23 protein-coding genes and 1 pseudogene are annotated in these 24,372 nt (G+C 62.2%); 14 read left to right on the top strand and 10 right to left on the bottom strand.

Going from position 1 to position 24,372, the window contains the following annotated elements:
- Nucleotides 1-21: 21 nt before the first annotated feature.
- From AC30NL_RS00635 to AC30NL_RS00625, 3 genes are read right to left on the bottom strand one after another with little or no spacing between them, the layout of a single operon-like run.
- Entirely contained in the window at nt 22-702 is a 681-nt protein-coding gene (locus AC30NL_RS00635; RefSeq protein ID WP_489462078.1) for a type IV pilus inner membrane component PilO, read from the bottom strand.
- A gap of 7 nt (nt 703-709) precedes the next feature.
- Complete coding sequence (locus AC30NL_RS00630; RefSeq protein ID WP_489462077.1) at nt 710-1,342, bottom strand: PilN domain-containing protein; 633 nt, start codon at nt 1,340-1,342, stop codon at nt 710-712.
- The gene (locus AC30NL_RS00625; RefSeq protein WP_489462076.1) at nt 1,339-2,418 is read right to left on the bottom strand and encodes a pilus assembly protein PilM; all 1,080 of its coding nucleotides are present in this window, start codon (nt 2,416-2,418) and stop codon (nt 1,339-1,341) included. The genes AC30NL_RS00630 and AC30NL_RS00625 overlap by 4 nt, the downstream gene beginning before the upstream one ends.
- A 280-nt stretch (nt 2,419-2,698) precedes the next feature.
- Here AC30NL_RS00625 and AC30NL_RS00620 point away from each other — a divergent pair, with 280 nt between their 5' ends.
- Complete coding sequence (locus AC30NL_RS00620; protein ID WP_489462075.1) at nt 2,699-5,068, top strand: penicillin-binding protein 1A; 2,370 nt, start codon at nt 2,699-2,701, stop codon at nt 5,066-5,068.
- Nucleotides 5,069-5,098: 30 nt separating this feature from the next.
- Here AC30NL_RS00620 and cyaY read toward each other — a convergent pair whose 3' ends face one another.
- Complete coding sequence (cyaY, locus tag AC30NL_RS00615; RefSeq protein ID WP_489462074.1) at nt 5,099-5,458, bottom strand: iron donor protein CyaY; 360 nt, start codon at nt 5,456-5,458, stop codon at nt 5,099-5,101.
- Between the two features lie 227 nt (nt 5,459-5,685).
- Here cyaY and lysA point away from each other — a divergent pair, with 227 nt between their 5' ends.
- Nucleotides 5,686-6,966 (top strand): diaminopimelate decarboxylase, encoded by a 1,281-nt coding sequence (lysA, locus tag AC30NL_RS00610; RefSeq protein WP_489462073.1) that lies wholly within the window; start codon nt 5,686-5,688, stop codon nt 6,964-6,966.
- 171 nt (nt 6,967-7,137) lie between these two features.
- On the opposite strand, the gene AC30NL_RS00605 is transcribed toward lysA, so the two are convergent.
- The 4 genes and pseudogenes from AC30NL_RS00605 to AC30NL_RS00590 form a co-directional block, all read right to left on the bottom strand.
- A complete protein-coding gene (locus AC30NL_RS00605; RefSeq protein WP_489462072.1) occupies nt 7,138-8,358 on the bottom strand; it encodes a M20 aminoacylase family protein in 1,221 nt (406 codons plus the stop codon).
- Between the two features lie 13 nt (nt 8,359-8,371).
- Nucleotides 8,372-8,539 (bottom strand): annotated as a pseudogene (locus tag AC30NL_RS00600) (ABC transporter permease); the annotation flags it as partial.
- Between the two features lie 320 nt (nt 8,540-8,859).
- Entirely contained in the window at nt 8,860-10,092 is a 1,233-nt protein-coding gene (locus AC30NL_RS00595; RefSeq protein WP_489462071.1) for a porin, read from the bottom strand.
- A gap of 163 nt (nt 10,093-10,255) precedes the next feature.
- Nucleotides 10,256-11,317: a porin gene (locus AC30NL_RS00590; RefSeq protein WP_489462070.1), complete on the bottom strand. Its 1,062-nt coding sequence runs from the start codon at nt 11,315-11,317 to the stop codon at nt 10,256-10,258.
- A gap of 292 nt (nt 11,318-11,609) precedes the next feature.
- Here AC30NL_RS00590 and coq7 point away from each other — a divergent pair, with 292 nt between their 5' ends.
- Nucleotides 11,610-12,233, top strand: coding sequence for a 2-polyprenyl-3-methyl-6-methoxy-1,4-benzoquinone monooxygenase (coq7, locus tag AC30NL_RS00585; protein ID WP_489462069.1), 624 nt, complete (start codon nt 11,610-11,612; stop codon nt 12,231-12,233).
- Nucleotides 12,234-12,251: 18 nt separating this feature from the next.
- Here the strand turns inward: coq7 and AC30NL_RS00580 are convergent, their stop codons facing one another.
- The gene (locus AC30NL_RS00580; RefSeq protein WP_489462068.1) at nt 12,252-12,674 is read right to left on the bottom strand and encodes an OsmC family protein; all 423 of its coding nucleotides are present in this window, start codon (nt 12,672-12,674) and stop codon (nt 12,252-12,254) included.
- 337 nt (nt 12,675-13,011) lie between these two features.
- Here AC30NL_RS00580 and ilvA point away from each other — a divergent pair, with 337 nt between their 5' ends.
- Together ilvA and AC30NL_RS00570 are read left to right on the top strand one after the other, a co-directional pair.
- Nucleotides 13,012-14,592: a threonine ammonia-lyase, biosynthetic gene (ilvA, locus tag AC30NL_RS00575; protein WP_489462067.1), complete on the top strand. Its 1,581-nt coding sequence runs from the start codon at nt 13,012-13,014 to the stop codon at nt 14,590-14,592.
- 109 nt (nt 14,593-14,701) lie between these two features.
- Nucleotides 14,702-15,745, top strand: coding sequence for a nicotinate-nucleotide--dimethylbenzimidazole phosphoribosyltransferase (locus tag AC30NL_RS00570; RefSeq protein ID WP_489462066.1), 1,044 nt, complete (start codon nt 14,702-14,704; stop codon nt 15,743-15,745).
- A gap of 27 nt (nt 15,746-15,772) precedes the next feature.
- On the opposite strand, the gene AC30NL_RS00565 is transcribed toward AC30NL_RS00570, so the two are convergent.
- Nucleotides 15,773-16,414 (bottom strand): type II secretion system protein N, encoded by a 642-nt coding sequence (locus AC30NL_RS00565; RefSeq protein ID WP_489462065.1) that lies wholly within the window; start codon nt 16,412-16,414, stop codon nt 15,773-15,775.
- Nucleotides 16,415-16,477: 63 nt separating this feature from the next.
- On the opposite strand from AC30NL_RS00565, the gene gspG reads away from it, so the two are divergent.
- The 9 genes from gspG (at nt 16,478) to gspD (ending at nt 24,370) form a co-directional block, all read left to right on the top strand.
- A complete protein-coding gene (gene gspG, locus AC30NL_RS00560) occupies nt 16,478-16,912 on the top strand; it encodes a type II secretion system major pseudopilin GspG (protein WP_489462064.1) in 435 nt (144 codons plus the stop codon).
- A 49-nt stretch (nt 16,913-16,961) separates the two neighbouring features.
- Nucleotides 16,962-17,399 carry a prepilin-type N-terminal cleavage/methylation domain-containing protein gene (locus tag AC30NL_RS00555; protein ID WP_489462063.1) on the top strand — a complete coding sequence of 146 codons (438 nt, stop codon included), beginning with the start codon at nt 16,962-16,964 and terminating at the stop codon, nt 17,397-17,399.
- A complete protein-coding gene (gene gspI, locus AC30NL_RS00550; RefSeq protein ID WP_489462062.1) occupies nt 17,396-17,767 on the top strand; it encodes a type II secretion system minor pseudopilin GspI in 372 nt (123 codons plus the stop codon). The genes AC30NL_RS00555 and gspI overlap by 4 nt, the downstream gene beginning before the upstream one ends.
- Nucleotides 17,764-18,438 carry a prepilin-type N-terminal cleavage/methylation domain-containing protein gene (locus tag AC30NL_RS00545; RefSeq protein WP_489462061.1) on the top strand — a complete coding sequence of 225 codons (675 nt, stop codon included), beginning with the start codon at nt 17,764-17,766 and terminating at the stop codon, nt 18,436-18,438. The genes gspI and AC30NL_RS00545 overlap by 4 nt, the downstream gene beginning before the upstream one ends.
- On the top strand, nt 18,435-19,400 hold the full coding sequence (gene gspK, locus AC30NL_RS00540) for a type II secretion system minor pseudopilin GspK (protein WP_489462060.1): 966 nt from the start codon (nt 18,435-18,437) through the stop codon (nt 19,398-19,400). Before AC30NL_RS00545 ends, gspK begins: the two co-directional genes overlap by 4 nt.
- 101 nt (nt 19,401-19,501) lie before the next feature.
- Nucleotides 19,502-20,776, top strand: coding sequence for a type II secretion system protein GspL (gspL, locus tag AC30NL_RS00535; protein WP_489462059.1), 1,275 nt, complete (start codon nt 19,502-19,504; stop codon nt 20,774-20,776).
- Nucleotides 20,773-21,288: a type II secretion system protein M gene (locus AC30NL_RS00530; RefSeq protein WP_489462058.1), complete on the top strand. Its 516-nt coding sequence runs from the start codon at nt 20,773-20,775 to the stop codon at nt 21,286-21,288. The genes gspL and AC30NL_RS00530 overlap by 4 nt, the downstream gene beginning before the upstream one ends.
- Complete coding sequence (gene gspN / locus AC30NL_RS00525) at nt 21,285-22,184, top strand: type II secretion system protein N (RefSeq protein ID WP_489462057.1); 900 nt, start codon at nt 21,285-21,287, stop codon at nt 22,182-22,184. The genes AC30NL_RS00530 and gspN overlap by 4 nt, the downstream gene beginning before the upstream one ends.
- Before the next feature lie 2 nt (nt 22,185-22,186).
- The gene (gene gspD / locus AC30NL_RS00520; protein ID WP_489462056.1) at nt 22,187-24,370 is read left to right on the top strand and encodes a type II secretion system secretin GspD; all 2,184 of its coding nucleotides are present in this window, start codon (nt 22,187-22,189) and stop codon (nt 24,368-24,370) included.
- Nucleotides 24,371-24,372 lie beyond the last annotated feature (2 nt).

The raw sequence follows: 24,372 nt of genomic DNA, 5'->3' as shown, positions 1-24,372 counted from the left end.
TGCCGAGACTAAATCTCGTGATCATTTGGCACCCGCCTTCGGCTTCTCGTTCGCCTTGCGGACCGACTCGACTTCGGCAGGATCGAGGTAGCGATAAGTCCGTGCAGTCGCCTCCATGGACAAGGCGCTGGTGGGATCCTTGGCACCGGTGATATTCATGTTGTGAAGCGTGACGATGCGCGACAGATTGGCCACATCGGCTGCGAAAGCCCCGATGTCGTGATACCGCCCCGTCACCTTGATCGAAATCGGCAACTCCGCGTAGTAGTCTTTCACGACGACCTGACCTGGACGGAACAACTCGAATTGCAGACCTCGGCCGAGACCGGCAGTATTGATGTCCGAAAGCAGCGCGTCCATTTCGGCCTTGCCAGGCAATTGCTTCTCAAGTTGGGTCACGTACTCTTCGACCTGCAGCTTCTGCTTGCGGAGTTCAGGCAGGTTCACAGCCTGCGCGAGCTTGTTGCGATAGTCGGTCTTGAGCGCAGGCTCCTTGGCCCGCTCTGCCTCGAGTTCGTCGTTGGCACTCGACAACAGAAAAAACCAGCCAACGACCACCACAGCAATACAAAGAATCGACCAGGTCACCGCCTTGGGCAGCGCGGGCCACTGACCGGGTTCATTGGGATTCAGCCCGCGAAACTGCGCGGCCGCCCCCTCGAAGACCGAGTTCAGATCGACATTCACATTCTTGTTTGCCATGTCGGACTCAGGCTTTCTTCGCTGCGACCGCAGCCGAACTTGCCGGCTTCGCGGCCGGTATTGCATCGGCCGTCGCCTTGTCCTGCGGACGCTTCACCGTCAGACGCACCCCGAAGTCAAAGAGCCGCTTCTGGTCCCGTCCAGCGCTCGTCGTCGATGCCTTGATCTCGACGAGTTCGGGCTTGACGAGCCATTCAGAGTTGTTGGCGGTATTGCGCAGGAACTCCGAGACGCGCTCGTTAGTCTGGGCAACGCCGTTGACGTTCAGGGTCTGACCGTCCTGCTTCACCGAAGTGAAATACACCCCTTCCGGAGTCTGCTTCACCAGCTCATTAAGCACGTGAACCGGCACATTGCGATCGATCTGCAAATCTTCGACCGCCTTCTGGCGCGCCTTTAGCGATTCGATTTCGGCACGCAGGGTCGCGATGTCCTTGATCTGGACTTCGAGCTTCTTGATTTCGCCGCCCAGGTAGGCATTGCGATCGCGTTGCGATGACGTGAGCTGCTGCAAGACGAGGAACCAGATTCCGACGACCGCCAAGCCGACGGCCGCAGACACGCCCAAACCGATGAAATACGCTGCCTTGCGCCGCTTGCGCCTTTCCTCCCTGTGCGGGAGTAGGTTAATGAGGATCACTGCAGGAACCTCCGCATCGCCAGGCCGCAGGCCGTCAGGTATGACGGTGCCTCACGGCGCAGCTTGCTCTCACGCACGGCGCTGCCAAGCTTCATATTGTCGAATGGGTTGACCACCATCGATGCAAAACCGGTGAGCTCGGTCACGCGGTCCTTGAGACCCGGCAGCGTGGCCGTTCCACCGGCGAGCATCACGTAGTGGACCTTGTGATGTGGCGTACTGGTAAAGAAGTACTGCAGCGCGCGCCCGATTTCCTGCGAAAGGCTGTCGACGAATGGCGCGAGGATGGATGTCTCGTAGTCGTCGGGCAGGTCGGCGGCCAGCTTCTTCTGCTCGGCCTCCTCGAACGAAAACCCATATTGGCGCGAGATGAGCTGCGTGAGCTGCGATCCGCCAAAGGCTTGGTCACGGTCGTAGAGCATCTCGTCGTCGCGCAGGACTTTGAGACTGGTCGTGTCGGCTCCAATTTCGAAGAGGGCAACCAGGGCGTCGCGGCCTTCATTCGGCAAAGTCGCCACGACGCGACTCATCGCGAGACGGGACGCATGCGACTCGATGTCGAGCACCATTGGCTTCAGCCCCGCTGCTTCGGCGAGGCCCTGGCGATCCTGCACGCGGTCCTTGCGAGACGCGGCGATCAGGACCTCGACGTCGCCGACCGAGGTGGGGCTCGGACCAATGACGCAAAAGTCGAGGCTCACTTCGTCGAGCGAAAAGGGGATGTACTGGTTGGCTTCGGATTCGACCTGAAGCTCGAGTTCTTCCTCGCGCAGTCCTGCGGGAAGCATGATCTTCTTCGTAATGACCGCCGACTGGGGCATGGCCATGACGACGTTCTTGGTCTTGGTGCCACTCTTGGAGACGACCCGTTTGACGGCGTCCGCCACTTCGTCGAATTTCTCGATTTGGCCGTCTTGAATCCAGCCTTTTTCGAAGCTTTCGGCGGCAAATCGCTCCAGGACATATTCACCGGAAGGATTTTGAGATAGCTCCACCAATTTGACGCTGGACGAGCTAACGTCCAACCCGATCATCGGTGGATGTTTGCGACCCAACAACGTGTCCAGAAAGCTCACAACGCCCTCTCCCAGGCAGCCTCGAAAGGCTGCACTGGACTGTTAATAAGTTACTTCAATGCTAGCAGTAAAGTCTTTGCCCCACAACGAGATTTCCGCTTCCAGGACCCCCGTCCCGTTGCAAAACCAAGACGGGTTCGCACCGATTAAGCCGCTATTTTCAAGGAGAACCCTGAGAAGTTTTGCAGTCGACTCACGCTTGGTTGCGAACCAATTCACGCTACCCCCGAATCAGCTGTAACCGAGTTCCTATAATTCCTGGCAGCATCATTGGAGTCCCATGAGCTCATCCGAGCACGAAGCCAAACGGCCCCCGCGCAAGTCTCATTCATCTCTGCCACTTTGGGGGCAGTGGATTGCCCGAACCCTCACCTGGCTGGCTGGCCTGGGCCTCGCGGCCATCTTGTCGATATTGATGCTTGCCGCCATAGCGCTGGCGGTGGCCTATCCGAACCTGCCCGAAACTGCGAGCCTCACTGACTACCGCCCGAAGCTTCCGATGCGCATCTTCTCCGCGGACGGCGTTCTGGTCGGTGAGTTTGGCGAGGAGCGACGCAATTTCACGCCCATCGGCGAAATCCCGAAGGTAATGCAGCAGGCCGTGCTCGCCATCGAAGACTCGCGCTTTTACGAACACAGCGGCGTGGACTACAAGGGCGTGGTGCGCGCCGCCTTCGCGCAGTTCGGCGAAGCTCGCAGCCAGGGCGCCTCCACCATCACCATGCAGGTTGCTCGCAACTTCTATCTGTCGACGGAGAAGACCTTCACCCGCAAGATCTACGAGATTCTTCTCGCGCTCAAGATCGAGAGCCAGCTCACGAAGCCGCAGATTCTGGAGGTCTACATGAACCAGATCTTCCTCGGCCAGCGGGCCTACGGCTTCTCGTCGGCGAGTGAGATCTACTTCGGCAAGCCGCTCAAGGACATCACCATTGCCGAAGCGGCGATGCTTGCGGGGCTGCCCAAGGCGCCTTCAGCCTACAACCCCATCACCAACCCTCGGCGCGCTACGGTGCGACAGCTATACATCATCGACCGCATGCTGGAGAACGGGTTCATCACGCCGGAACAGCACGACCTCGCACGCCTGGAAAAGCTTCGCTATCGTGCGCCAGCCGACGTGCCAGTTCATGCCGAATACGTGGCCGAAGCGGCGCGGCAACTGATCTTCGCGCAGTACGGTGAAGAAGCCTATACACGTGGGCTGAACGTGTACCTGACCATCGATTCCGGCGAGCAGATGGTCGCTTACCGGGCGCTGCGAAACGGGATCATGGACTTCGAGCGCCGCCAGGTATATCGGGGCCCCGAGGCCTACATCGATCTTCCGGGAAACTCGAAGGAGCTCGATGCGCGGATTGCAGAAGCCCTCGTCGATCATCCGGACAACGACGAGATCAAGGCTGCGGTGGCCATCGAAGCGGGTCCGAAAAAGGTCGTGGCCGTGCTGCAAAACGGCGAGTCGGCGACGATCGTCGGCGAAGGCCTGAAGCCTGCAGCCTCTGGGCTGTCGAACAAGGCCAATCCGAAGACTCAGATTCGCCCAGGCGCGGTGATTCGACTCGTGAAGGGTGGACCGAAGAACGACTGGTTCATCACCCAGCTGCCTGAAGTCGAGGGTGCTTTCGTCTCGGTCGATCCACGCACCGGTGCCGTCCATGCCCTGGTCGGCGGCTTCGACTACGCGAAGAACAAGTTCAATCACGTGACGCAGGCTTGGCGACAGCCCGGATCAAGCTTCAAGCCCTTCATCTACTCGGCTTCCCTCGAAAAAGGCTTCACGCCGGCGACTGTCGTCAACGACGCGCCCTTGTTCTTCGACGCTGGCACCACCGGCAGCCAGCCGTGGGAGCCGAAGAACTATGACGGCAAGTTCGAAGGCCCGATGTCGCTCCGCACGGCTCTCAAGAAGTCGAAGAACATGGTGTCGATCCGCATTCTCAAGTCGATCGGCGCGCCCTACGCGCAAGAGTGGATAACACGATTCGGCTTCGAAGCAGATAAGCACCCGGCCTATCTCACGATGGCATTGGGTGCTGGCTCAGTCACACCTTTGCAAGTGGCAAGTGCGTATTCGGTTTTCGCCAACGGTGGCTATCGACTCAACCCATACCTTATCGGCAAGCTGACCGATCACAAGGGCAAGGTGCTGACCGAGGTTAAACCGCCGGCCCTGGATGAATCGATGCGCACGCTCGACGCGCGCAATGCATTCGTCATGACGAGCCTTCTGCAGGAGGTGACCCGTTCCGGCACCGCTGCCGGCACGCAGGAGAAGCTGAAGCGACCCGACGTGTATGGCAAGACCGGCACGACCAACGATTCGATGGACGCCTGGTTTGCGGGCTACCAGCCGCATCTGGCCGCGATTGTCTGGATCGGCTACGACAACCCGCACAAGCTGGGCGACCGCGAAACGGGGGGCGGACTTGCGCTGCCGATCTGGATCGACTACATGCGCTATGCCTTGAAAGGCATTCCCATCGAAGAACCACCCGCGCCCGAAGGCGTCGTCAATATCAATGGCGAGTGGTACTACGAGGAATACACCCACGGCACCGGGGTGAGCAGCGTGGGTCTCGAAGACAAACTGCCGACGATGCCGACCGAGGAGGAGCGCAAGAGCATCCTCGATTTGTTCAAGCGCTGATCGACAACCGAGCGGCGCCTTCGCAACGCATCAAGCCGGTGGCGCGAACCTCAACGAGACTCCGGCCTGTTCGCTCGCGCAAGTCGACAGCGCCTCGAAGAACTCTCGGCCCTCGCGATCGAGCCATTGGCCGTTCGCATGCTTGTAGTGGTAGCCGCCGGAGCGCGCTGCCATCCACAGCTCATGCAGGGGCGGCTGCGTATTGAGCACGATCTTGCTGCCATTCGGAAATCCCAGCTCCAGAAGCCCACCAGCCCGATTCGCGTCGATATCGACCACGTCGTTCTGCAGAAAGCTATCCACCGCCACCTCGATGCACGCGAGCACAGCGGCAGTCTTGACGTGGTATTCGCTGTCCGTCAGCGGAGTCGGGGCAATCTGGGCAGGCATGGTCGGTAAAATTGCGGGATGTTGAAATGCCGTCGCAGTTTATCCCCCAGGGTTGTCACGATGACGGCAGCAGGCTCTTTCGCCGCTATCCTGGTGCTTGGTGCCTGCGGGCAAAAGGGCCCACTGACACTTGCTCAACCCGTCTCCACCGGTATCCAGCCGGTTCGCGCCTCGGCTTCGACCGCAGTCGAGCCACCCTCCTCCGCTTCCTCACCTTCCCCCTCAAAATGATGCTGCCTGGTTCGCCGCATGTCGCCTATCGCGGCGACACGCTGCATCTCGAAGACTGTGCCCTTTCCGACCTGGCCACGCGCCACGGGACGCCCTTGTATGTGTATTCGCAGGCGTCGATGCTCGAGGCGATTGACGCGTATCAGCGCGCACTGCGTGGACGAGATCACCTCATTTGCTACGCAATGAAGGCCAATTCGAGCCTCGCAGTACTGCAGACTTTCGTCGAGGCAGGTTGCGGTATTGACATCGTGTCAGGCGGCGAACTCGATCGCGCGCTTGCTGCCGGCGCCGATCCGGCCAAGATCGTCTTCTCGGGCGTGGGCAAGACGCGGGCAGAAATGCGCCAAGCGCTCGACGCTGGCGTGATGTGCTTCAACATCGAGAGCGAAGCCGAGCTGGATGTGCTCTCGGCCGTCGCCACGCAAGCCGGTCGCACTGCGCGCGTCAGCCTGCGCGTGAACCCCGACGTCGACGCGGGAACGCACCCCTACATCTCGACGGGACTCAAGGGCAACAAGTTCGGCGTTGCGCACCTGAGTGCCGTCAAGGTGTACCTGCACGCGGTCTCTCTCCGAGGCATCGATGTGGCGGGCATCGACTGTCACATCGGTTCGCAGATCACCGAGGTCAGGCCCTACGTCGACGCCCTCGATCGCGTGCTCGACTTGATTGAAGCGGTCGAATCTCATGGCATCAAACTGCATCACCTCGACCTCGGCGGCGGGCTCGGCATCACTTACACCGACGAGAAGCCGCCGGCCGCGGATGCACTCGTCGCAGCACTTCTCGAACGCATCGATGCACGCGGCCATGGTCATCGCAAGATTCTTTTCGAGCCGGGTCGCTCACTCGTCGGCAATGCTGGCGTGCTGGTGAGCGAAGTGCTTTACCTGAAGCCCGGCGAGGCGAAAAACTTCTGCATCGTCGACGCTGGCATGAACGACCTGATGCGGCCCTCGATGTATCAAGCTTGGATGAGCATCGTGCCATGCGCAATTCACGGCGGCTCCCCGGTGCAGTACGACGTCGTTGGGCCGGTGTGCGAATCGGGCGACTGGCTGGGCCATGACCGCATGCTCGACGTCAAGACGGGAGACATGGTGGCCGTGCTGTCGGCGGGCGCCTATTCGATGTCCATGGCCAGCAACTACAACACCCGCGGCCGGGCCGCCGAGGTCATGGTGTCGGGCAGCGAATCGTGGCTGATTCGCGACCGCGAGACGCCTTCAGATCTGTTCCGCGGCGAACACCTGTTGCCGCCTCGCTCACGCTGAGCCGGCCGCTCTGCCGCGCAGCAAACGGACCACTTCTTGCCCATCATGTAAACGATGGACAGCGTGTCCGGCAGGATGGGGTGGGCATGGCGGTCTCCTCGATCTCGACGGTGTGGTCGTCGATTTCAGTTTCATTTTTCTCCTGCGCGAACCTCCGAGTACTTGGGTCTGTCACAGCGGCATGGCTTGTTCTGCAAGCTCCGCCATCAACGCGCCTCCGAGCGGAAGGATGTCGTCGTTGAAGTCGTAGCGCGGACTGTGCAGAAAACACCCGCCTTCGCCTCCCTGGCCGATTCGCAGGTACGCGCCTGGCCTGGACTGCAACATGAACGAGAAGTCTTCCGCGCCCATGCTCGGCGTGAGGTCGCGGATCACCTTGTCTTCGCCGACGAGCAATGCCGCAACGTCACCAGCGAACGCCGCTTCGTCGGGCGTGTTGACGGTGGCCGGATACATGCGGTGATAGTCGAGTCGCGCGGTGGCACCGAACCCGAGCGCGATCGATTCCGCGAGACGGCCCAGGCGCTCCTCGATCATGTCCTGCACTTCGCGCTTGAAGCTGCGGGCGGTGCCGATCAACTGCGCCTGGCGCGGTATCACACTGAAGGCGCCGAGTTCGCCGGCATGCATGGCACAGATGCTCACCACCGCGCTGTCGAGTGGATTGATGTTGCGAGCAACAAGGCTTTGTGCCGCGATAACGATATGGCCCGCGACGAGAATCGGGTCGATGGCCATGTAGGGATGCGCACCGTGTCCACCGCGACCCTGCACCGTGATCTCGAATCGATCCGCGGCGGCCATCATCGGCCAGCTATTGAGTCCAATGGTCCCGGGCGGGAGGCTCGGCCAATTGTGCATCGCGTAAACAGCATCGACAGGAAAGCGATCGAAGAGGCCGTCATCGATCATGGCCTTTGCACCTGCGAAGCCTTCTTCCCCGGGTTGAAAGATGAGTACGACAGTGCCTCTGAAATGCCGCGTTTGGGCGAGGTAGCGCGCCGCTCCGAGCAGCATGGCAGTGTGCCCGTCGTGACCGCAGCCGTGCATCAACCCCTGCGATGACGAGCGCCACGCGAAGTCGTTCTCCTCGCGCATGGGCAGGGCGTCCATGTCTGCACGCAAGCCGATGCTTCGCACACGCTGCAAGCCGTCATCGGTGTTCAATATGGCTGGCGCGGCACCGCGGATCACGCCGACCACGCCGGTCTTGCCAATGCCGACGTGGACCTCGTCGACACCGAAGAGCTTCAATGCTTCCGCGACACGTCCCGCGGTGCGAACTTCTTCGTATCCCAATTCCGGATGTGCATGCAGGTCCCGTCGGAAGGCGGTCAGCTCAGCATGCCAGCTGGCCAAGCGCCGGTACGCACCCGACTTGGCTGGATCCACCGCTAGCAACACTTCAGTGTGCTCCTACGCGACGTTCGATTCGAAGCCATGGATCGACGGCGAAATACAGCAAGTCCACCACGAGATTGATCCACACGAAGATCAGTGCGATCAGGCAAAGATAAGCGGCCATGACAGGGGTGTCGGCAAACTGCACTGGCTGGATGAACAGCAGCCCCATCATGAACGCGACCGCGAGCATCACGATGGCGGCTTGGACGAAACGACGCAGGACTAAAACGAGGCATGGGTAGAGGCTGGTGCATGGCAGCCATCGGGCTGCCGACGACTGAATTCAAACGAGGGATGGGTCAGATAGAGTGGCAACTATCTGAGAAAAACGGGCACCACCCGTCAAAGGGAAATGCCAGAACAGGGTCATCGGCGCAAATCGAAGACGCGGAGCACGCTTCTGCTCGAGCCCCAAGAAAAAGGCCACCCGAAGGCGGCCTTGAAGCAAAACTCGGAGAAGTCGTGAATTTGGACTGCGCTCGATGCCGCTCAAAAGCGGTGACGAATGCCGACTGCCACGTTGTTGGAATCGGTCCCTGCACTTGCCGTCACGCCGCCGAGGAAGCCCGCCTGACCTGGGGCCGACTGCGCGAGGTTCTTGTTGTTGAAATGCGTCATGACGAGGTTCAGGTCCGTCCGCTTCGACAACGAGTAGGTGTAGACGCCGCCATAAGTCGCGACATCCGCATTGTTCGGACGACGATCGTTCCAGGCGGTGTAGGCGACATAGAACGTATTCGGTCCGGTGGTGAGCCGGTAGCCTATGTGCATGAGCCGGGCGTCCTGCTTGAGACCCTCCACATAGGCGTTCTGCACAACACCCGCCGTGGGCGCCCCAACCACCGGCGTCAATGCGGCGGCGATGGAAGACAGGCCTGTCGGATTGTCGTCCTTCACGGACGCAACTTCCGCGACAACAGTGCCCGGCCCGACGCTCGCCGACGCGCCGATGACCAATGACGTCAGCGACTTCTTGGCCAGCTCGTTGTTGCGCGTGTTGTAGCCCACTCCAAATGAAAACGCATCGGTCTTGTACATGCCGTTGACACCGATCAGACTGCCTGTCGTAGCGCTGCCTTCGCCAAGCGCGTACATCAACGCGCCCGACACCGGACCCTGCTGAATCCGGTAGACCAGTGCATTGCTCACGCGGATGTCAATGGAAGGCGGAAATGATGAGACTTGGCCGGTCGACAGGCTCGACTGGGCACCGAGGGTGTCGAACGTGGCTGCCATTTCATAGGCTGGCGTGTACTGCCGCCCCGCAAGCACGCCGCCGAACGGCGTCACGAGCCCGACGTACACCTGACGGTCCCACATGTTCCCGGCCAGGTTGACGCCGATCGAGTTGCCAAGCGTCGCGGAAACGCTGTTGACGACGGGCTGCAACGCACCGGGCAGACCCAACAGCGTTGCCTGGGAGAGCCTGTCGGGCATCTGTGTGCCGGATTCCGGACGGTTAGAAATGCCACCCGTGTCGGCCTCGAAGCGATGCTCCATCGTAAACAAAGCGCGGTAACCACCACCGAGGTCTTCGTTGCCTTTGAAGCCCAGACGCGAACCTTCCATGATGCCGCTGACGAGAAGAGTTTTGGTTCCACCGGATATGCCTGTTGTCCGGCTGACACCAGCGTCGACGATGCCATAGACCTGGGCGCTGCTTTGCGCCAGCGCTGCGGGAGAAGCCACCACCAGGGCGGCTACTGCGATCATTTCCTTCATTGATGTCCCTCCGATTCTTTTAGTGATATGGGGCAATCCTGTCGGTTGCTCGCGCGCGAGGTGGCCAGCTCAATTCCCTCACGCAGCGCACCGACGCGCCCCCAAAAAGAAGAGGCCGCCCCAAAGGCGACCTCTCTTCGCTAACCGTTGATTGAGTCTTGAATTAGAACGTGTGCTTGAGGCCGACGGCGTAAGCAGTGTTATTGGTGTAGCTTTTGACGACACCCGCCGTCACATCGTCGCCTTGACGACCAAACCCGACGTCGGCGTAAACATTGGTCCGCTTGCTCAGAGGATAGTCGTAACCAAGGCCAAACTTCGAAATGTTGCCCTTGGTGTCAGGGGCAACCGCACCAATCGTCTCGCGACCGTAAGCGACCTTCAATTTCCCGCTACCGATGGGAGCCAGAGCACCGATCATGAGCATCTTGTTGGTTGTCGGGGTTGCCGTGCCGACGTTCAGCTTGGCTCGTGCGTAGTACAGCATCGGCTTGACCATGCCGAGGTCGTAGTGCAACGCAAGGTTGATCAAAGAGTTGCCATCTTCTGCGGAGCCGCCGTTGAGCTTTTCGTAAGCCATCGCAGCGTAGATCGGGCCCGCGGCATATTCGACATTGAAGCCGGTGTCACGTGCAACAGCGGCTTCGCCGAGGCCCACCGCTGCATTAACGGTCAATCCGCTGAGGTTGGGCGACTTGTAGCCCACGGTGTTTGAGGCGCGAGTGTTCGAGGTGGTCGCGCTGTTGGTAACGACAGTCGACGGAGTGGCGAAACCAGCCCAGCTAAACGAAGCGCCGAATTGAGCCACACCGTCATTGCCGAACGGATCGGACTTGTTCTGGACCCAGAAGGCAGGCGTGTATTCACGGCCCAGGTAGACGCGACCCAGCGTAGCGCTTGACAGTTGGACGTACGAACGACCCTGCCAGAACGGTGCATTCGTGGCCGCAGCGCCGTCGTCCGGAGTGAAGCGATGTTCAATTTGGAATTGAGCCGAAAGACCGCCGCCCAAATCTTCATTGCCGCGGAAGCCGAGGCGCGAGGCGTTCGACTGCCTCTCCTGCCAAGCCTTGGATGTGCCCAGGGCACCATTGTTGGCAGCCGTGCCGCCGTTGCCCTTCTGCACGGCCAAATCCAGCGAACCGTAAATGGTGACCGACGATTGGGCCGATGCGGCACCAGCGAACGCGCCCAGAACTGCGAGAGCGAGCAGAGATTTTTTCATTGCGACTATCTCCTAGGTTAAACAAGAGGTCCCGATGCGTGCACCCTGCCTCGAGGGCTGATCAGGCCAAACCCCCTCAGCGGAAGTTGGGCGTATTGCAACAGACGACCTTCCCATTGCAAAGGATTCGGCCTTTGAATAAGGCCTTTATGTTGTCTGTGCACAACGAGCATTGAAGCGAGCTTTATCGCGACAGTTGCGATCGGATCGAGCATGCAGACCCCATTCAATCGAGAGGTTGAAAAGGCTTGCTGCGCTATCCTGACAATCCATCATCGGACTATTCGAAAACATGCTTGATCACATGCTCGTCGCCGCGGACAACGCATTGCGAACACTCGCGGGGACGCGTCACGCGTCTCGACCAAATCCTGCGGAAGCGTGCCTGCAGAGCGAATCACTGGCAGACGCAGATCGCAAGCGCGCAGCTGGCCTGATGCGCGTCAATCACGTCGGCGAAGTTTGCGCCCAGGCGCTCTATCAGGCGCAAGCGCTCAGCACGCGCGATCCGAAGCTTCGGAAGCATTTCGAACATGCAGCGTGCGAAGAGACCGACCACCTTGCATGGACACAACAGCGCCTCGATGAACTCGGCTCGCGTGTGAGTGCATTGAATCCGCTGTGGTACGCGAGCGCATTCGGCATCGGCCTCATTGCCGGTCGCGTAGGCGACGCGATGAGCCTAGGTTTCGTCGTCGAGACGGAACGCCAAGTCGAACAACACCTGGAGAGCCACCTCGACGCGCTGCCTGCAGCCGATCTGAGATCACAAGCCATCGTGCGGCAGATGAAAGAAGACGAGGCACGCCACGCGCTGAGCGCAGAACAAGCGGGCGCTGTCGAGTTGCCAGCGCCTGTGAAATGGGTGATGCGCGCCGCCGCGAAAGTAATGACTACGACTGCGTACCACATCTGAAATCGTCGCGAGCGCTGATCAAGCCGCCTCGATCTGGAACGACGTCGTGATCTCCGCGGTCTTGCCGAGCATGATGCTCGCGGAGCAGTACTTCTCATGCGACATTTGAATTGCCCGCGCCACCGCTGCATCGGCGAGCGCCTTGCCGCTCACGATGAAATGCATGTGAATCCTCGTAAACACCTTCGGATCGGCAGTCGCCCGTTCTGATGTCACCTTCACCTGACACCCGGAAACCTCGTGACGGCCACGCTTGAGGATTAGCACCACGTCATAGGCGGTGCACCCCGCCGTCCCTGCGAGCACGGTCTCCATGGGACGCGGCGCAAGATTTCGCCCACCACCATCGGGCGCGCCGTCCATCATCAGTACGTGACCGCTGCCGGTTTCGGCGACCAACCCCATGCCTGAGGCAGGCAACCAATTGACTGTGCATTCCATGAGTAATTCCTGTGGCGTTCTTATGCGCGAAGCGCAGGACGGGGCGACTCGATTCCGAGACAGGCGGGATTGTGCAACGGGTCACACTTACGTCGCGTATCTACTGGATTTCCGCATTTGATATTGCAGTGCAGCAAATGAGCGACTACACTGATTCTCATTGGCGGTTTTTGAGGGCCAACCGATTGTCTCCTCCACCTCCTCTTGGTGGATTCAGCCCGAGGTTGCAAGACCTCGGGCTTTTTTCTTTGGTGCGGGGAAAAGCGAACAAGACAGCTTGGAAAGCCCCCTCACGTATCATCCCGCGCTCGCGAGGATTGCAACTCAGGAGACACAGATGATCGCCGCGAAAGGCGCCTCGAAGAGCGCGAAGAAGCGCAGGGACGCCGGAATATCCACGCCGCTCCCCCTGGGCGCCTACCTTCAGAAGATTCTCACCGCCCGTGTCTACGACGTGGCCATCGAGACCCCGCTGGAACCCGCGCGCAGCCTCTCCAAGCGAGTGTCGAATCACGTGCTGCTCAAGCGCGAGGACAGCCAACCCGTGTTCAGCTTCAAGCTGCGCGGCGCCTACAACAAGATGGCCCACCTGTCGGCCGAGCAGCTCGCACGCGGCGTCATTTGCGCCTCTGCCGGCAACCATGCCCAAGGCGTGGCGCTGGGCGCGAAACGCCTCGGCTGCAAGGCAATGATCGTCATGCCAGTGACGACCCCACGACTGAAGATCGATGCCGTCCGCTCCTTCGGCGGTGATGTCGTGCTTCACGGTGACAGCTACTCGGATGCATATCTCCACGCTCTCGAACTCGAGCACGAGCACGGCCTGACCTTCGTGCACCCTTTCGACGACCCGGACGTGATCGCCGGTCAGGGCACGATCGCGATGGAAATCCTGCGCCAGCACCAGGGCCCGCTGGATGCAGTCTTCGTGGCCATCGGCGGCGGCGGATTGATCTCGGGGGTCGCGGCCTACATCAAGGCGGTGCGCCCGGAGATCAAGGTCATCGGCGTGCAGACCAGTGATTCGGACGCCATGGTTCGGTCGGTCAAGGCGGGCAAGCGCATCACGCTCGCGGATGTGGGACTGTTCTCCGACGGGACGGCAGTGAAGACGGTCGGTGAAGAGACCTTTCGCCTCACGCGCAAGCTCGTTGACGACTTCGTGGTCGTCGACACCGACGCAGTCTGTGCCGCCATCAAGGACGTCTTCCAGGACACGCGGAGCATTCTCGAGCCCGCCGGCGCGCTCGGCGTGGCCGCTATCAAACAATACGTGGAGCAGCACAAGCTCAAGGGAAAGACCTTCGTGGCCATCACCTGCGGCGCGAACATGAACTTCGATCGGCTGAGGTTCGTCGCGGAACGCGCCGAAGTCGGTGAAGAGCGTGAAGCATTGTTCGCAGTCACCATTCCCGAAGAGCGCGGCAGCTTCAGGCACTTTTGCGAATTGATCGGCCCGCGATCGGTCACCGAATTCAACTATCGCATCTCCGACGACAAGCAGGCGCACGTGTTCGTGGGCATTGCGACCTCCAACCGCGGCGAGTCGAACAAGATCGCCCGCAATTTCGAGCGCCATGGCTTCCCCGCCATCGACCTCACGCACGATGAGCTTGCCAAGCAGCATTTGCGACACATGGTCGGTGGTCGAAGCGAACTGGCACGCGACGAGCGCCTGTTCCGCTTTATCTTTCCGGAACGGCCGGGCGCGCTGATGCGCTTCCTGTCCAGCATGCACCCCGAGTGGAATATCAGCCTCTTCCATTACCGCAACCAGGGCGCCGACTACGGGCGAATCCTTGTTGGCATCCAGGTTCCGAAGCAGGACAAACAGGCATTCCGCGAGTTCGTGGACACGCTCGCTTACCCGTGCGAAGACGAAACCGACAACCCGGTGTATCGACTGTTCCTGCGTTGATGTCACCCTGCATATCCTCCCGACGGCGGGGAGGCGGTTTGCGCCCAGCAAGTCGCCGGCCCCACAATCGGCGCTGCGCAACTGGCTTCACCCGATCAACACCCGACCCATGTCCGTCAATCGTTCGCTCATCGCCCCGACGACCAACCCGACGCTCGAGCAAGCGCTGGCGGACAAGCTCAAGCGCCGCAGTGAAACGACCGGCGCCCTGGGCGAACTCGAGCCGCTTGCGATTCGGCTGGGCTTGATCCAGAACACGCTGAAGCCACGTTTTCGCGCACCGCAGCTTGCATTGTTCGCTGCCGACCACGGGCTCGCGGTTGACGGCATCAGCGCGCCGGGGCGTGCGTCCACGGGCAAGATCGTTCACAGCCTGCTCACTTCGCAGTTGCCGGTGTCGGTGTTTGCGCGCATCCAGGGTCTAGAGCTGTCGGTTGTGGACTGCGGCGTGTCGGAACCGGTGATCCCGCATGCCCGACTTCTGGCTCGCAAGATCGCCCACGGCACGCGCAATTCGCGCGTGGTGTCGGCCATGTCCATCGAGCAGGCTCATGCCGCAATTCGCGCGGGCATGGAGATCGGCGACGCGCTGCCCGGCAACGTGGTCGCCTGCGCGGGCCTGGGTATCGGGTCGAACGAAAGCTCAGCGTTGGTGCTCTCGCGACTCACCGGTGCGAACGTACGCGACCTCGTCAATGCCGGCCCGGCGATGAAGCCCGATGACCTCGCTCATCTCCAGGTTGTGCTTTTCGGCGCTCAGGGCCGCCACAAAGACGTCACGGACCCGGTCGAGGTGCTGGCTGCATTCGGCGGCTTCGAAGTCGCGGTGATGGTCGGGGTAATGCTGGTTGCCGGCAGCAAGCGGCATCTCGTCATCGTGGACGGCATGGCCGCTTGCGCCGCATTGATGGTCGCCTCGCGCATCGCCCCCGCAGTCACCGACTACTGCATCTACTGCCGCAGCCACAGCCACCAGGGTCTGGACATCGCACTGTCGCTGTTCCACACGACCGCCCTGCTCGAGCTTGGCATGGAAAGCATGGACGGCACAGGAGCCACACTCGCCTGGCCTCTTGTGAAAAGCGCTGCCGCCTTGCTGACCGAAGTGGCGGAAGGCGAAGATCCGGGGCCGTCTCAGCCGGCGAGCATTTAAATCGGCGCGAGACGCCTGGGTGACGTTTTACCGGGTCAAGCTCGGCTGCGTCTGCTGTTGCTGCATGCCACGTGCGCTTCGAGAAAATCTGCTGTCAGGCGGAGGCTGCTGGCCCTGAGCGCCCACTGCTGGCATCGCCGGAGCCACAGGGGCCACCGGCATGGGTGCCGCGACGACAGGCGGAACAGGCCCGGATGTGGGCGGCACCATCGATGCGACAGGCGGCAAGGCCCCGGTCGCAGGCGGCGGCAGCACCGGCAATTCGAGCACTACAGCTGGCGAACCGCGCGACGGCCCGATGGATGCAGTGCGCAAACTGACCGACTGCAACACCAATTCGCCGTCGATCGGCGCCCCGATGCGGTAAGGACGCGGCATCTTGCCGTCCACCGCAATGAGCGCGATGCCTTGCTGGCCGGCCTCCTTGGGCGCCATCACACCGGTGAGTTGAAAGCGGGAACTGATGGCCGGCGCCTGAACCGAAGCCACTGTCACGGGCGGCGGCGCACCGAGCAGCCGTGTGAGATCGACGCGGGCGGGGCCGGAGTCGGACGCGAGTTGCGTGTGGGCGGGCGCCACGGGCGGCTTTACAAAGAGCCGAAGGCCCCAAAAGGCGATGCTCGCGGCCACAATGGCCCAGATGACAAAAGCGGACAGTCTTGCCGGCATGCGACGATTATGATTCAACTAACTCAATGCGCACCCGGAAATCGATACATGATACGAGCCACCATGAGAACAACGCCTGCAATTCAACGCCGCCAGTGCGGTTTCACTCTGATCGAACTGATGGTCGTTCTGCTCATCATCGGCGTGCTGTCCGCGCTGATCGTGCCCAGCGTGCTCGATCGTCTCGATGAAGGCAAGGTCACTGGGGCGAAGAGCGACATCAACACACTGGTGCAGTCGCTCAAGATGTACAAGCTCGACAACCAGCGCTTCCCGACAGCCGAACAAGGTCTGCAGGCGCTGGTCTCCAAGCCCACTGCCGGCCCGGTACCGTCGAATTGGCGGCCCTACCTCGACAAACTACCCAACGATCCCTGGGGCCATGCATATCAATATGCAAATCCAGGCGTCAAGGGGGAGATCGACGTCTATAGCCTGGGCGCAGACGGCGTGGTGGGCGGCGAAGGCAAGAACGCCGACATCGGCTCCTGGCAGTAGCAGCAATTCGTGCCGATGGTCGCCATGCCCCACGCGAAACGGTCTTGACGTGAACGCTCGACGGCACCGCGGTTTCACCCTCATCGAGTTGCTCGTTGTCCTCGCGTTGATCGCCGTGGCCTCGGGCCTTGTGAGTCTGGCAATCCGCGATCCCAACGCCACCGCACTGGAACAAGAGGCCGCACGGCTCGCCGCCCTGCTCGAATCGGCCCGCGCCGAAGCGCGCGCCTCGGGCCTCCTGGTCCGATGGGAGCCGCATGGAAGTGCTGGTTCGAGCGAGTTCCGTTTCCTGGGTCTGCCCCTTTCGGCCGAGATGCCGCAGAACTGGCTCGCACCCGGCATTTCGGCAGAAGTCGTCGGCGGGGGCGCGGTGGTGCTCGGCCCTGAGCCGCTGATCGGCGCACAGCGCATCGTGCTGAACCTGGAAGATCGGCACCTCACGCTCGTCACTGATGGACTCGGCCCATTCGAAGTGGTGAACGAATGAAACTCCGTCACCCCGTCTCCTCGCGCGGTTTCACGCTCATCGAAGTGCTGGTTGCCCTCGCCATCGTGGCGATCACCCTCGGCGCCGGCATCAAGGCAGCCGGCTCGCTCGCCTACAACGCAGAGCGGCTGACCGATGCAAGCTTCGGCCAATGGTGCGCCGACAACCAGCTGATCAGCCTCAAGCTCCTGCACCCGGGCCTGTCCATTGGCGACAGCGACTTCACCTGTGAGCAGATGGGGCGCACATACAAGGGCAAACTCATCATCCGTCCGACGCCGAACATCAACTTCCGCCGCGTCGACGCGCAGATGTTCACCGATGGTGGGCAACCAATTCTCACTGTCTCGACGGTGATGCGGAAATGAGCACGACGCCTCACTCAACGGCAAGCGCATCGAGCGGCTTCACCCTCATAGAAGTGATGGTCGCAATGATGATCATGGCGATGCTTGCCGTCATGGCGTGGCAAGGCGTCGACGGCATCGTGAAGGCACGCGGATTCAGCCAGGCACGGCTCGAACAAACCCTGCGGCTGAACACCGTCATCGCCCAATGGGAGCAGGATCTCGCCGCGATCCAGGAGACGACTGCCGTTCCCGGACTCACCTTCGATGGCAGCACCGCACGCATGACGCGCCGCGCTGAACGCGGCTTGCAGATCGTCACCTGGTCGCTGAAGCCGGCCGCAGAAGGCACATCCGGAGGCGGCACCTGGTTGCGTTGGGCGAGCCCTGCCGTCGTCACGAACGGCGAGTTGCAGGATCTCTGGATGCGCACACAGCAGTTCCAGGGCCTGGAAACCGGGCAGTTAAAAACGCTCAAGGGGATCAACCAATGGCAGATGTACTGCTACTGGGGCTCCTGGAGCAACTGCCAATCTACTGGCGACCAGCAGGCGGGGCAACCGGCGGGAAGCGCCAGCGCACCCGCCCCCACACAACGGCAGGCTTTGCCGAGCGGCGTGCGCCTGGTGCTCGAATTCTCGGGCGGCGACATGAATGGCAGCCTCATGCGCGACGTGGCGCTCGGACCATGATGCGCACGATCCACCCTCGCAATCAACGCGGCGCGGCCTTGCTCACCGCGATGATCATCGTCACGCTCATCACCACTCTCGCCGCATCCATGGTGTGGCAGCAGTGGCGCGCCGTTCAGGTCGAGGTGGCCGAACGTGCTCGCCTCCAATCGTCCTGGATCCTCTCCGGGGCGGCCGACTGGGCCAAGCTCATCCTGGCAGAAGACGCCAAAACCGGCGGCGTGGACCATCTCGGCGAACCCTGGGCTGTGCCTCTGGCCGAGGCCCGGCTGTCCACATTTCTCGCAGCAGACAAGGACAACAACACCGACACCGGGCCCGAGGCCTTCCTGTCGGGCAGCATCACCGACGTGCAGTCGCGCTACAACCTGCGCAATCTGGTCGACAGCACGGGTAAGGTGTCGGCCACCGAGGTCAACGCGCTGAAGAACCTCCTGCAAGCCCTCAACGTCGGGGCGGGTGTGGCCGACCGCATTGCCGCCGGCCTGCACGACTCGATCAGCCCGTCCGCAAGCGGCAATACTTCGCAAACCGCGCCACTTTTGCCGCGCGACGTGTCTCAACTCGCCTGGCTGGGCGTTGATGCCGACTCCATTCACCTCATGAAGCCCTATATCACCATCCTGCCAATGCCCACGCCGGTCAACGTCAACACGGCATCGCCTGAAGTCTTGCTCGCGGCCATCCCGGGCCTTGACCGGGGAACGGCTCAAAGAATTGTCCAGACTCGCCAGCGCAACTACTTCAAGAGCACGGCGGAAATGCTGGCCCTCGTGCCCAAGAGCATTGCCGACGCCGTGCTCCCATCCCAGGTCAGTGTCTCCTCGGCATTCTTCGAAGTCCGCGGCCGGCTGCGCTTGGCCGATCGCATGCTCGAAGAGAGTTCTCTCATGGAGCGCCGGGGTACGACCATCGCTGTCTTGTCTCGTCAGCGTGAAAATAGCCGGGATTCCTCGGAATAGCGCCCCGCGTAACACAAGTCACAATGCTGCGACCGTGCTACAACAACATGCCGTAAGTCCTTGATTTGCGGTAGTCTTCGCCCCGCCCGGCTGCACCATCCATGTCGATCCTCGTCATTCAGATTTCTCCCCGCCGCAGGTTGCGCGCGAGCGGTTCGCTCGGCAGCAGCAGCGAAGGCACGCGCCTGACCGAAGAGTTCGTCTACGCACTCAGTCCGGACGGCCTTTTCCTGGAGTCCCAGGGGCAGTGCGCCGCATCGCTTCTGCCGAAGGCAGAGACCATCGTTGCAGTGCTGGCCGACGCTGATGTGAGCTGGCACCGCATCACCCTGCCCAAAGCCCCTGCCGCGCGGATGCGCACGGCCCTGGTGGGCGTACTTGAAGAACATGTCCTTGAGGACGCCGATCTGATGCACTTCGCGGTGGCCCCGGAAGCGGCACCCGGGCAGCCAACCTGGATTGCAGCGATGGACCACGGCTGGCTGCGCGCCGAGCTGGCCGCGCTCGAAAAGGCCAACGTCTTCGTCGACCGCGTCGTGCCCAACGCCTGGCCGGACGATCCGCCCGGCGGGCATTTCGCGGAAACCGATTCGCATGACAACGGCGGCGGCGAGGATGGCATCTTGCTCACTTGGTCGCATCCTGACGGCGTGGCCTGCCTTAGTCTGCACGGCGGGCTGGCGCGAACTCTCGTCCCGGCCCCCACGCCACACGGTACGCGCTGGAGCGCCACGCCCGGCGCGGCAGCGGCCGCGGAGCGGTGGCTCGGTACCCCCGTCAATGTCATGCCGCCGGCTCAGCGGCTGCTTCAGGCGGCTCGTACGCTGTGGAACCTGCGTCAGTTCACCCTGGCCCGGCGCAATCGCGGCACGCGTGCACTTCGCGACAGCTGGAAGAAGTTCCTGAGCCCGGCATGGCGGCCCGTGCGTGTGGGCATGGCGGCCCTCGTGATCGCGCAGATCGTCGGACTCAACCTCTGGTCCTGGAACCTGAAGGCGGCCATCAATGCCAAGCGCGAAGCGGCGATCGGCATCGTCAAGTCGACCTTCCCGCGCGTACCCGAAAACTCTATCCGCCTGGATCCCGGACTCGTGATGCAACGCGAAACCGACCTTCTGCGCCTGCGCGCAGGCAGACCCGGCGACACCGATTTCGAACCCATGCTGCAAGCCGCCGCCGCCGCGTGGCCGGCCGATCAGCCGCCGGTCGAGAACTTGAAATACGAAAACGGCAAGCTGACGCTTGCAACCGTGGGTTGGAAGGAGCCGCAACTGGAGCAGTTCAAGAGCCGCCTGCGCCCGCTGGGGTGGAAGGCCGAATCGACCAACGACGGCCGCGTGACTTTGTCCCGCAGCCCCACCGGAGCGGCGTCATGAACACGCGTGCCCTGACCCTGCCGCCGGCGATCGCCGCCGCGCACACTCAACTCACCGCCAAATGGCGCGGGATGGGCCAGCGTGAACGCCTGGCGGTCGGCCTTGGCGTGACAGTGCTGGTGGCTTTCATCGTCTGGCTCATCTTCGTAGCGCCCGCATGGCGCACCGCGCGGGAGGCGCCCGCTGCGCTCGACCGCCTCGAGGGACAGTTGCAGAACATGCAGAGACTCGCGATCGAGTCCAAGACGCTTCGCGGCGCACCCGAGGTGTCTGTCGCGCAAGCCGTCGAGCCGCTCAAGGCGGCGACGGGGCGACTTGGGGCCGGTGCAAGCATCAGCGTCCAGGGCGATCGCGCAACGCTCACGCTTGCCGGGGTGTCGGGAGATGCCTTGCGTGACTGGTTGAGCGAGGCGCGAAGCGCATCGCGCGCACGACCGGTCGAGGTAACGCTCACGCGAAATCCGCAGGGCTACGCCGGAACGGTGATCGTGACGATAGGAGCCGGCTCGTGATTCGTTCCATCTTGCGCCGCAAAGGCTCGCGCCGCGGCTGGAGTAATACCGTCGCCGCCACGGGATGGGGTGAATCCACATTCGCTGAAATTGCATGGGACAAGTCGCGCAGCGCGGCACTGCGCTGGGGCATCTTCGGCGGCATGGTCGGCACGGTCGTGGGACTTGTTGCGTTTGCACCTGCGGCATGGCTTGCGAGTGCCGTTGCCTCGGCCACGAACCAGCGACTGCTGCTCGCCGAAGCGCGCGGCACGGTCTGGTCCGGCAGTGCCGTGCCGGTGCTCAGCGGCGGAATGGAAAGCCGTGACGCCAGCGCCCTGCCCGGCCGGCTCGAATGGACCATGGGCATGAAGGGCCTGGCGTTCGAACTTCGCGCCCGGCATGACTGTTGTCTCAATGGCACTGTCGCACTGCAGTTTCGTCCAGGCATCGGGAGCACGACGATCAAAATGGACCCGCCGCCAGGGAACTGGATCGGGCAGTGGCCGAGCGCGTGGCTCGCTGGATTTGGCACGCCGTTCAACACCTTGCAGCTAGGGGGCTCGGTGCGGCTCACCTCGCCCGGCTTCACGATCGAAACGGCGCAGGGCCGATCGAGCATGAAGGGCAGCACGGACATCGAATTCATCAATGCATCTTCGCGCGTCTCCACGCTCGACTCCCTGGGCAGCTACCGGCTGCACCTCGCGGGCGATGGCGCCTCCGGCGCGCCGACCATGACCCTTTCGACGCTTGAAGGTGCGCTGCAACTCTCGGGTAACGGCACCTGGACCGCCGGCAAGGTGCGCTTCCGCGGCGAAGCGCGCGCAGCCACCGGCGACGATGCCGCACTCTCGAATCTCTTGAACATCATCGGACGGCGCGAAGGCGCGCGGTCCGTCATTTCGATCGGATGACCATGAAGCATCGCAAACCATCGACCTACTGGCAGACGCTGCCGCGACGGCTTGGGACGCGCAGCCTTGCCGCACTACTGTGCCTGTCGATGGCCGTCACGCCCGTTGTCTACGCGCAGTCGGCGAACAGCAAGTTCAAGGGGGAACCCGTCACGCTCAACTTCGTGAATGCCGACATTGAAGGCGTCACTCGCGCGATGGCAGCCATCCTGAAGCAGCAGTTCGTGGTCGATCCGCGCGTCAAGGGCACTATCACGCTCTACAGCGAAGAGCCGCTGACGCCGCGCGAGGCCTACCTCAACTTCCTCGCCGCGCTGCGTGGCCTCGGCTTCACCGTCGTGGAGTCGGGCGGCATTTACAAGGTCGTGCCGGAAGCCGATGCGAAGCTTCAGGCGAGCACGGTATCCATCGGCGACGTGGCACGCCGCGGCGACCAGGTCATTACGCAGATCTTCAAGCTCAACCACGAGAACGCGAACAACCTCGTGCCGGTGCTGCGCCCGCTCATCAGCCCCAACAACACGATCAACGCGAACCCGGGCAACAACTCGCTGGTCATCACCGACTACGCGGACAACCTGCTGCGCATTGCGAAGATCATTGCGGCCATGGACACGCCAGTGTCCGGCGACGTAGAGGTGATTCCGCTGCAGCACGCGGTGGCCTCAGACATCGCGGTACTGGTGCAGCGGCTCACCGACCCGTCGGCGGGCGGCCCCAATGTGCCAGGCGTTGCAGGGGCTGGCGCTGCGTCAATCCTCGTCGATCCGCGCAGCAATTCGCTGCTGGTGCGAGCCCCGAATCCGGCGCGCTTGTCGGCCATTCGTGCCCTGGTAGACAAGCTCGATCGACCGATCGCGGGGAACAACCCGCTGGGCAACATCTGGGTCGTGTACCTGAAGAATGCCGACGCCGTGAAGCTCGCTGCAGTGCTGCGCGCTGCCTACAGCAGCGGCGGTGGCGGCTCGTCGAGCGTGAGTTCGACCACGTCGACCACGCCGGCAGGCAACACACTCCAGACCACGCAGACCACGCAGTCCGGCATGGGCGGCTCGCCTCAGGCCACGGCACCGATCACCGCGTCGGCGGGCCCTTCCACTGGCGGCTTCGTGCAGGCGGATCCGTCGACCAACTCCCTCATCATCACCGCGGCTGAGCCGATGTACCGGCAGCTTCGTGCCGTGATCGACCAGCTCGATTCGCGCCGTGCACAGGTCTATATCGAGTCGATGATCATCAAGGTCGACGCGACCAAGGCTGCGGAGTTCGGCTTCCAGTGGCAAGGCCCGTTCAACAGCACGGGCGGCAAGACCGTTGGCATCGGAGGCACCAACTTCGGCGCGTCAGAGAGCGGCAATAACATCATCGGGCTGGCCACGCAGATCGGCACAGGCAACCTCACCTCTGCGCCGTCCAACGGACTGAACGTAGGCATCGTGCGACAGTTCGGCGGCGTCTACACACTGGCGGCGCTGGCTCACTTCCTCGAAACCAAGACCGATGGCAACGTGCTGTCCACGCCGAACCTCGTCACACTGGACAACGAGGAAGCGAAGATCGTCATCGGCCAGAACGTGCCGTTCATTACCGGCTCGTTCACCAACACCGGCGCGAGCGGCAGCGCAGCCAACCCCTTCCAGACCATCGAGCGCAAGGACGTGGGTCTCACGCTGCGCATCAAGCCACAGGTGGGCGAAGCCGGCACGGTGCGCATGACGATCTACCAGGAAAACTCCTCGGTCGACGCGTCCAGCAAGTCTTCGCCGCAAGGCCTCACCACCGACAAGAGCTACATCGAGACCAACGTTGTCGTGGACGATGGCCAGATCATGGTGCTCGGCGGCCTGCTCAAAGACGAATACAGCGGCGGCGTCAGCAAGGTGCCCTTCCTCGGCGACATTCCCGTGGTCGGCAACCTGTTCAAGACCGACACCCGTTCGCGCACCAAGAGCAACCTGATGGTCTTCCTGCGGCCGATCATCGTTCGCACGCAGGATGCGTCGAACACGCTCACGCTCGACCGCTACGACGCGATCCGCGCGCTGCAGCAGAATACCCAGCCATCGAAGAGCGTGGTCGTGCCCATCAACGAAGCGCCGGTGGTGCCACCGTTGCAGACCTTGCTGCCGCCAACGGCGCCAGCCTCTGCGCCGGGTTCCGCCCCGGCCACGACTCCGAAGAACTAGGG

The sequence above is a fragment of the Rhizobacter sp. genome, assembly GCA_021153565.1.
Taxonomy (GTDB): Bacteria; Pseudomonadota; Gammaproteobacteria; order Burkholderiales; family Burkholderiaceae_C; genus Albitalea.
The sequence above is the reverse complement of the archived record's forward strand: the minus strand, read 5'-3'. Positions and strand labels throughout refer to the sequence as shown.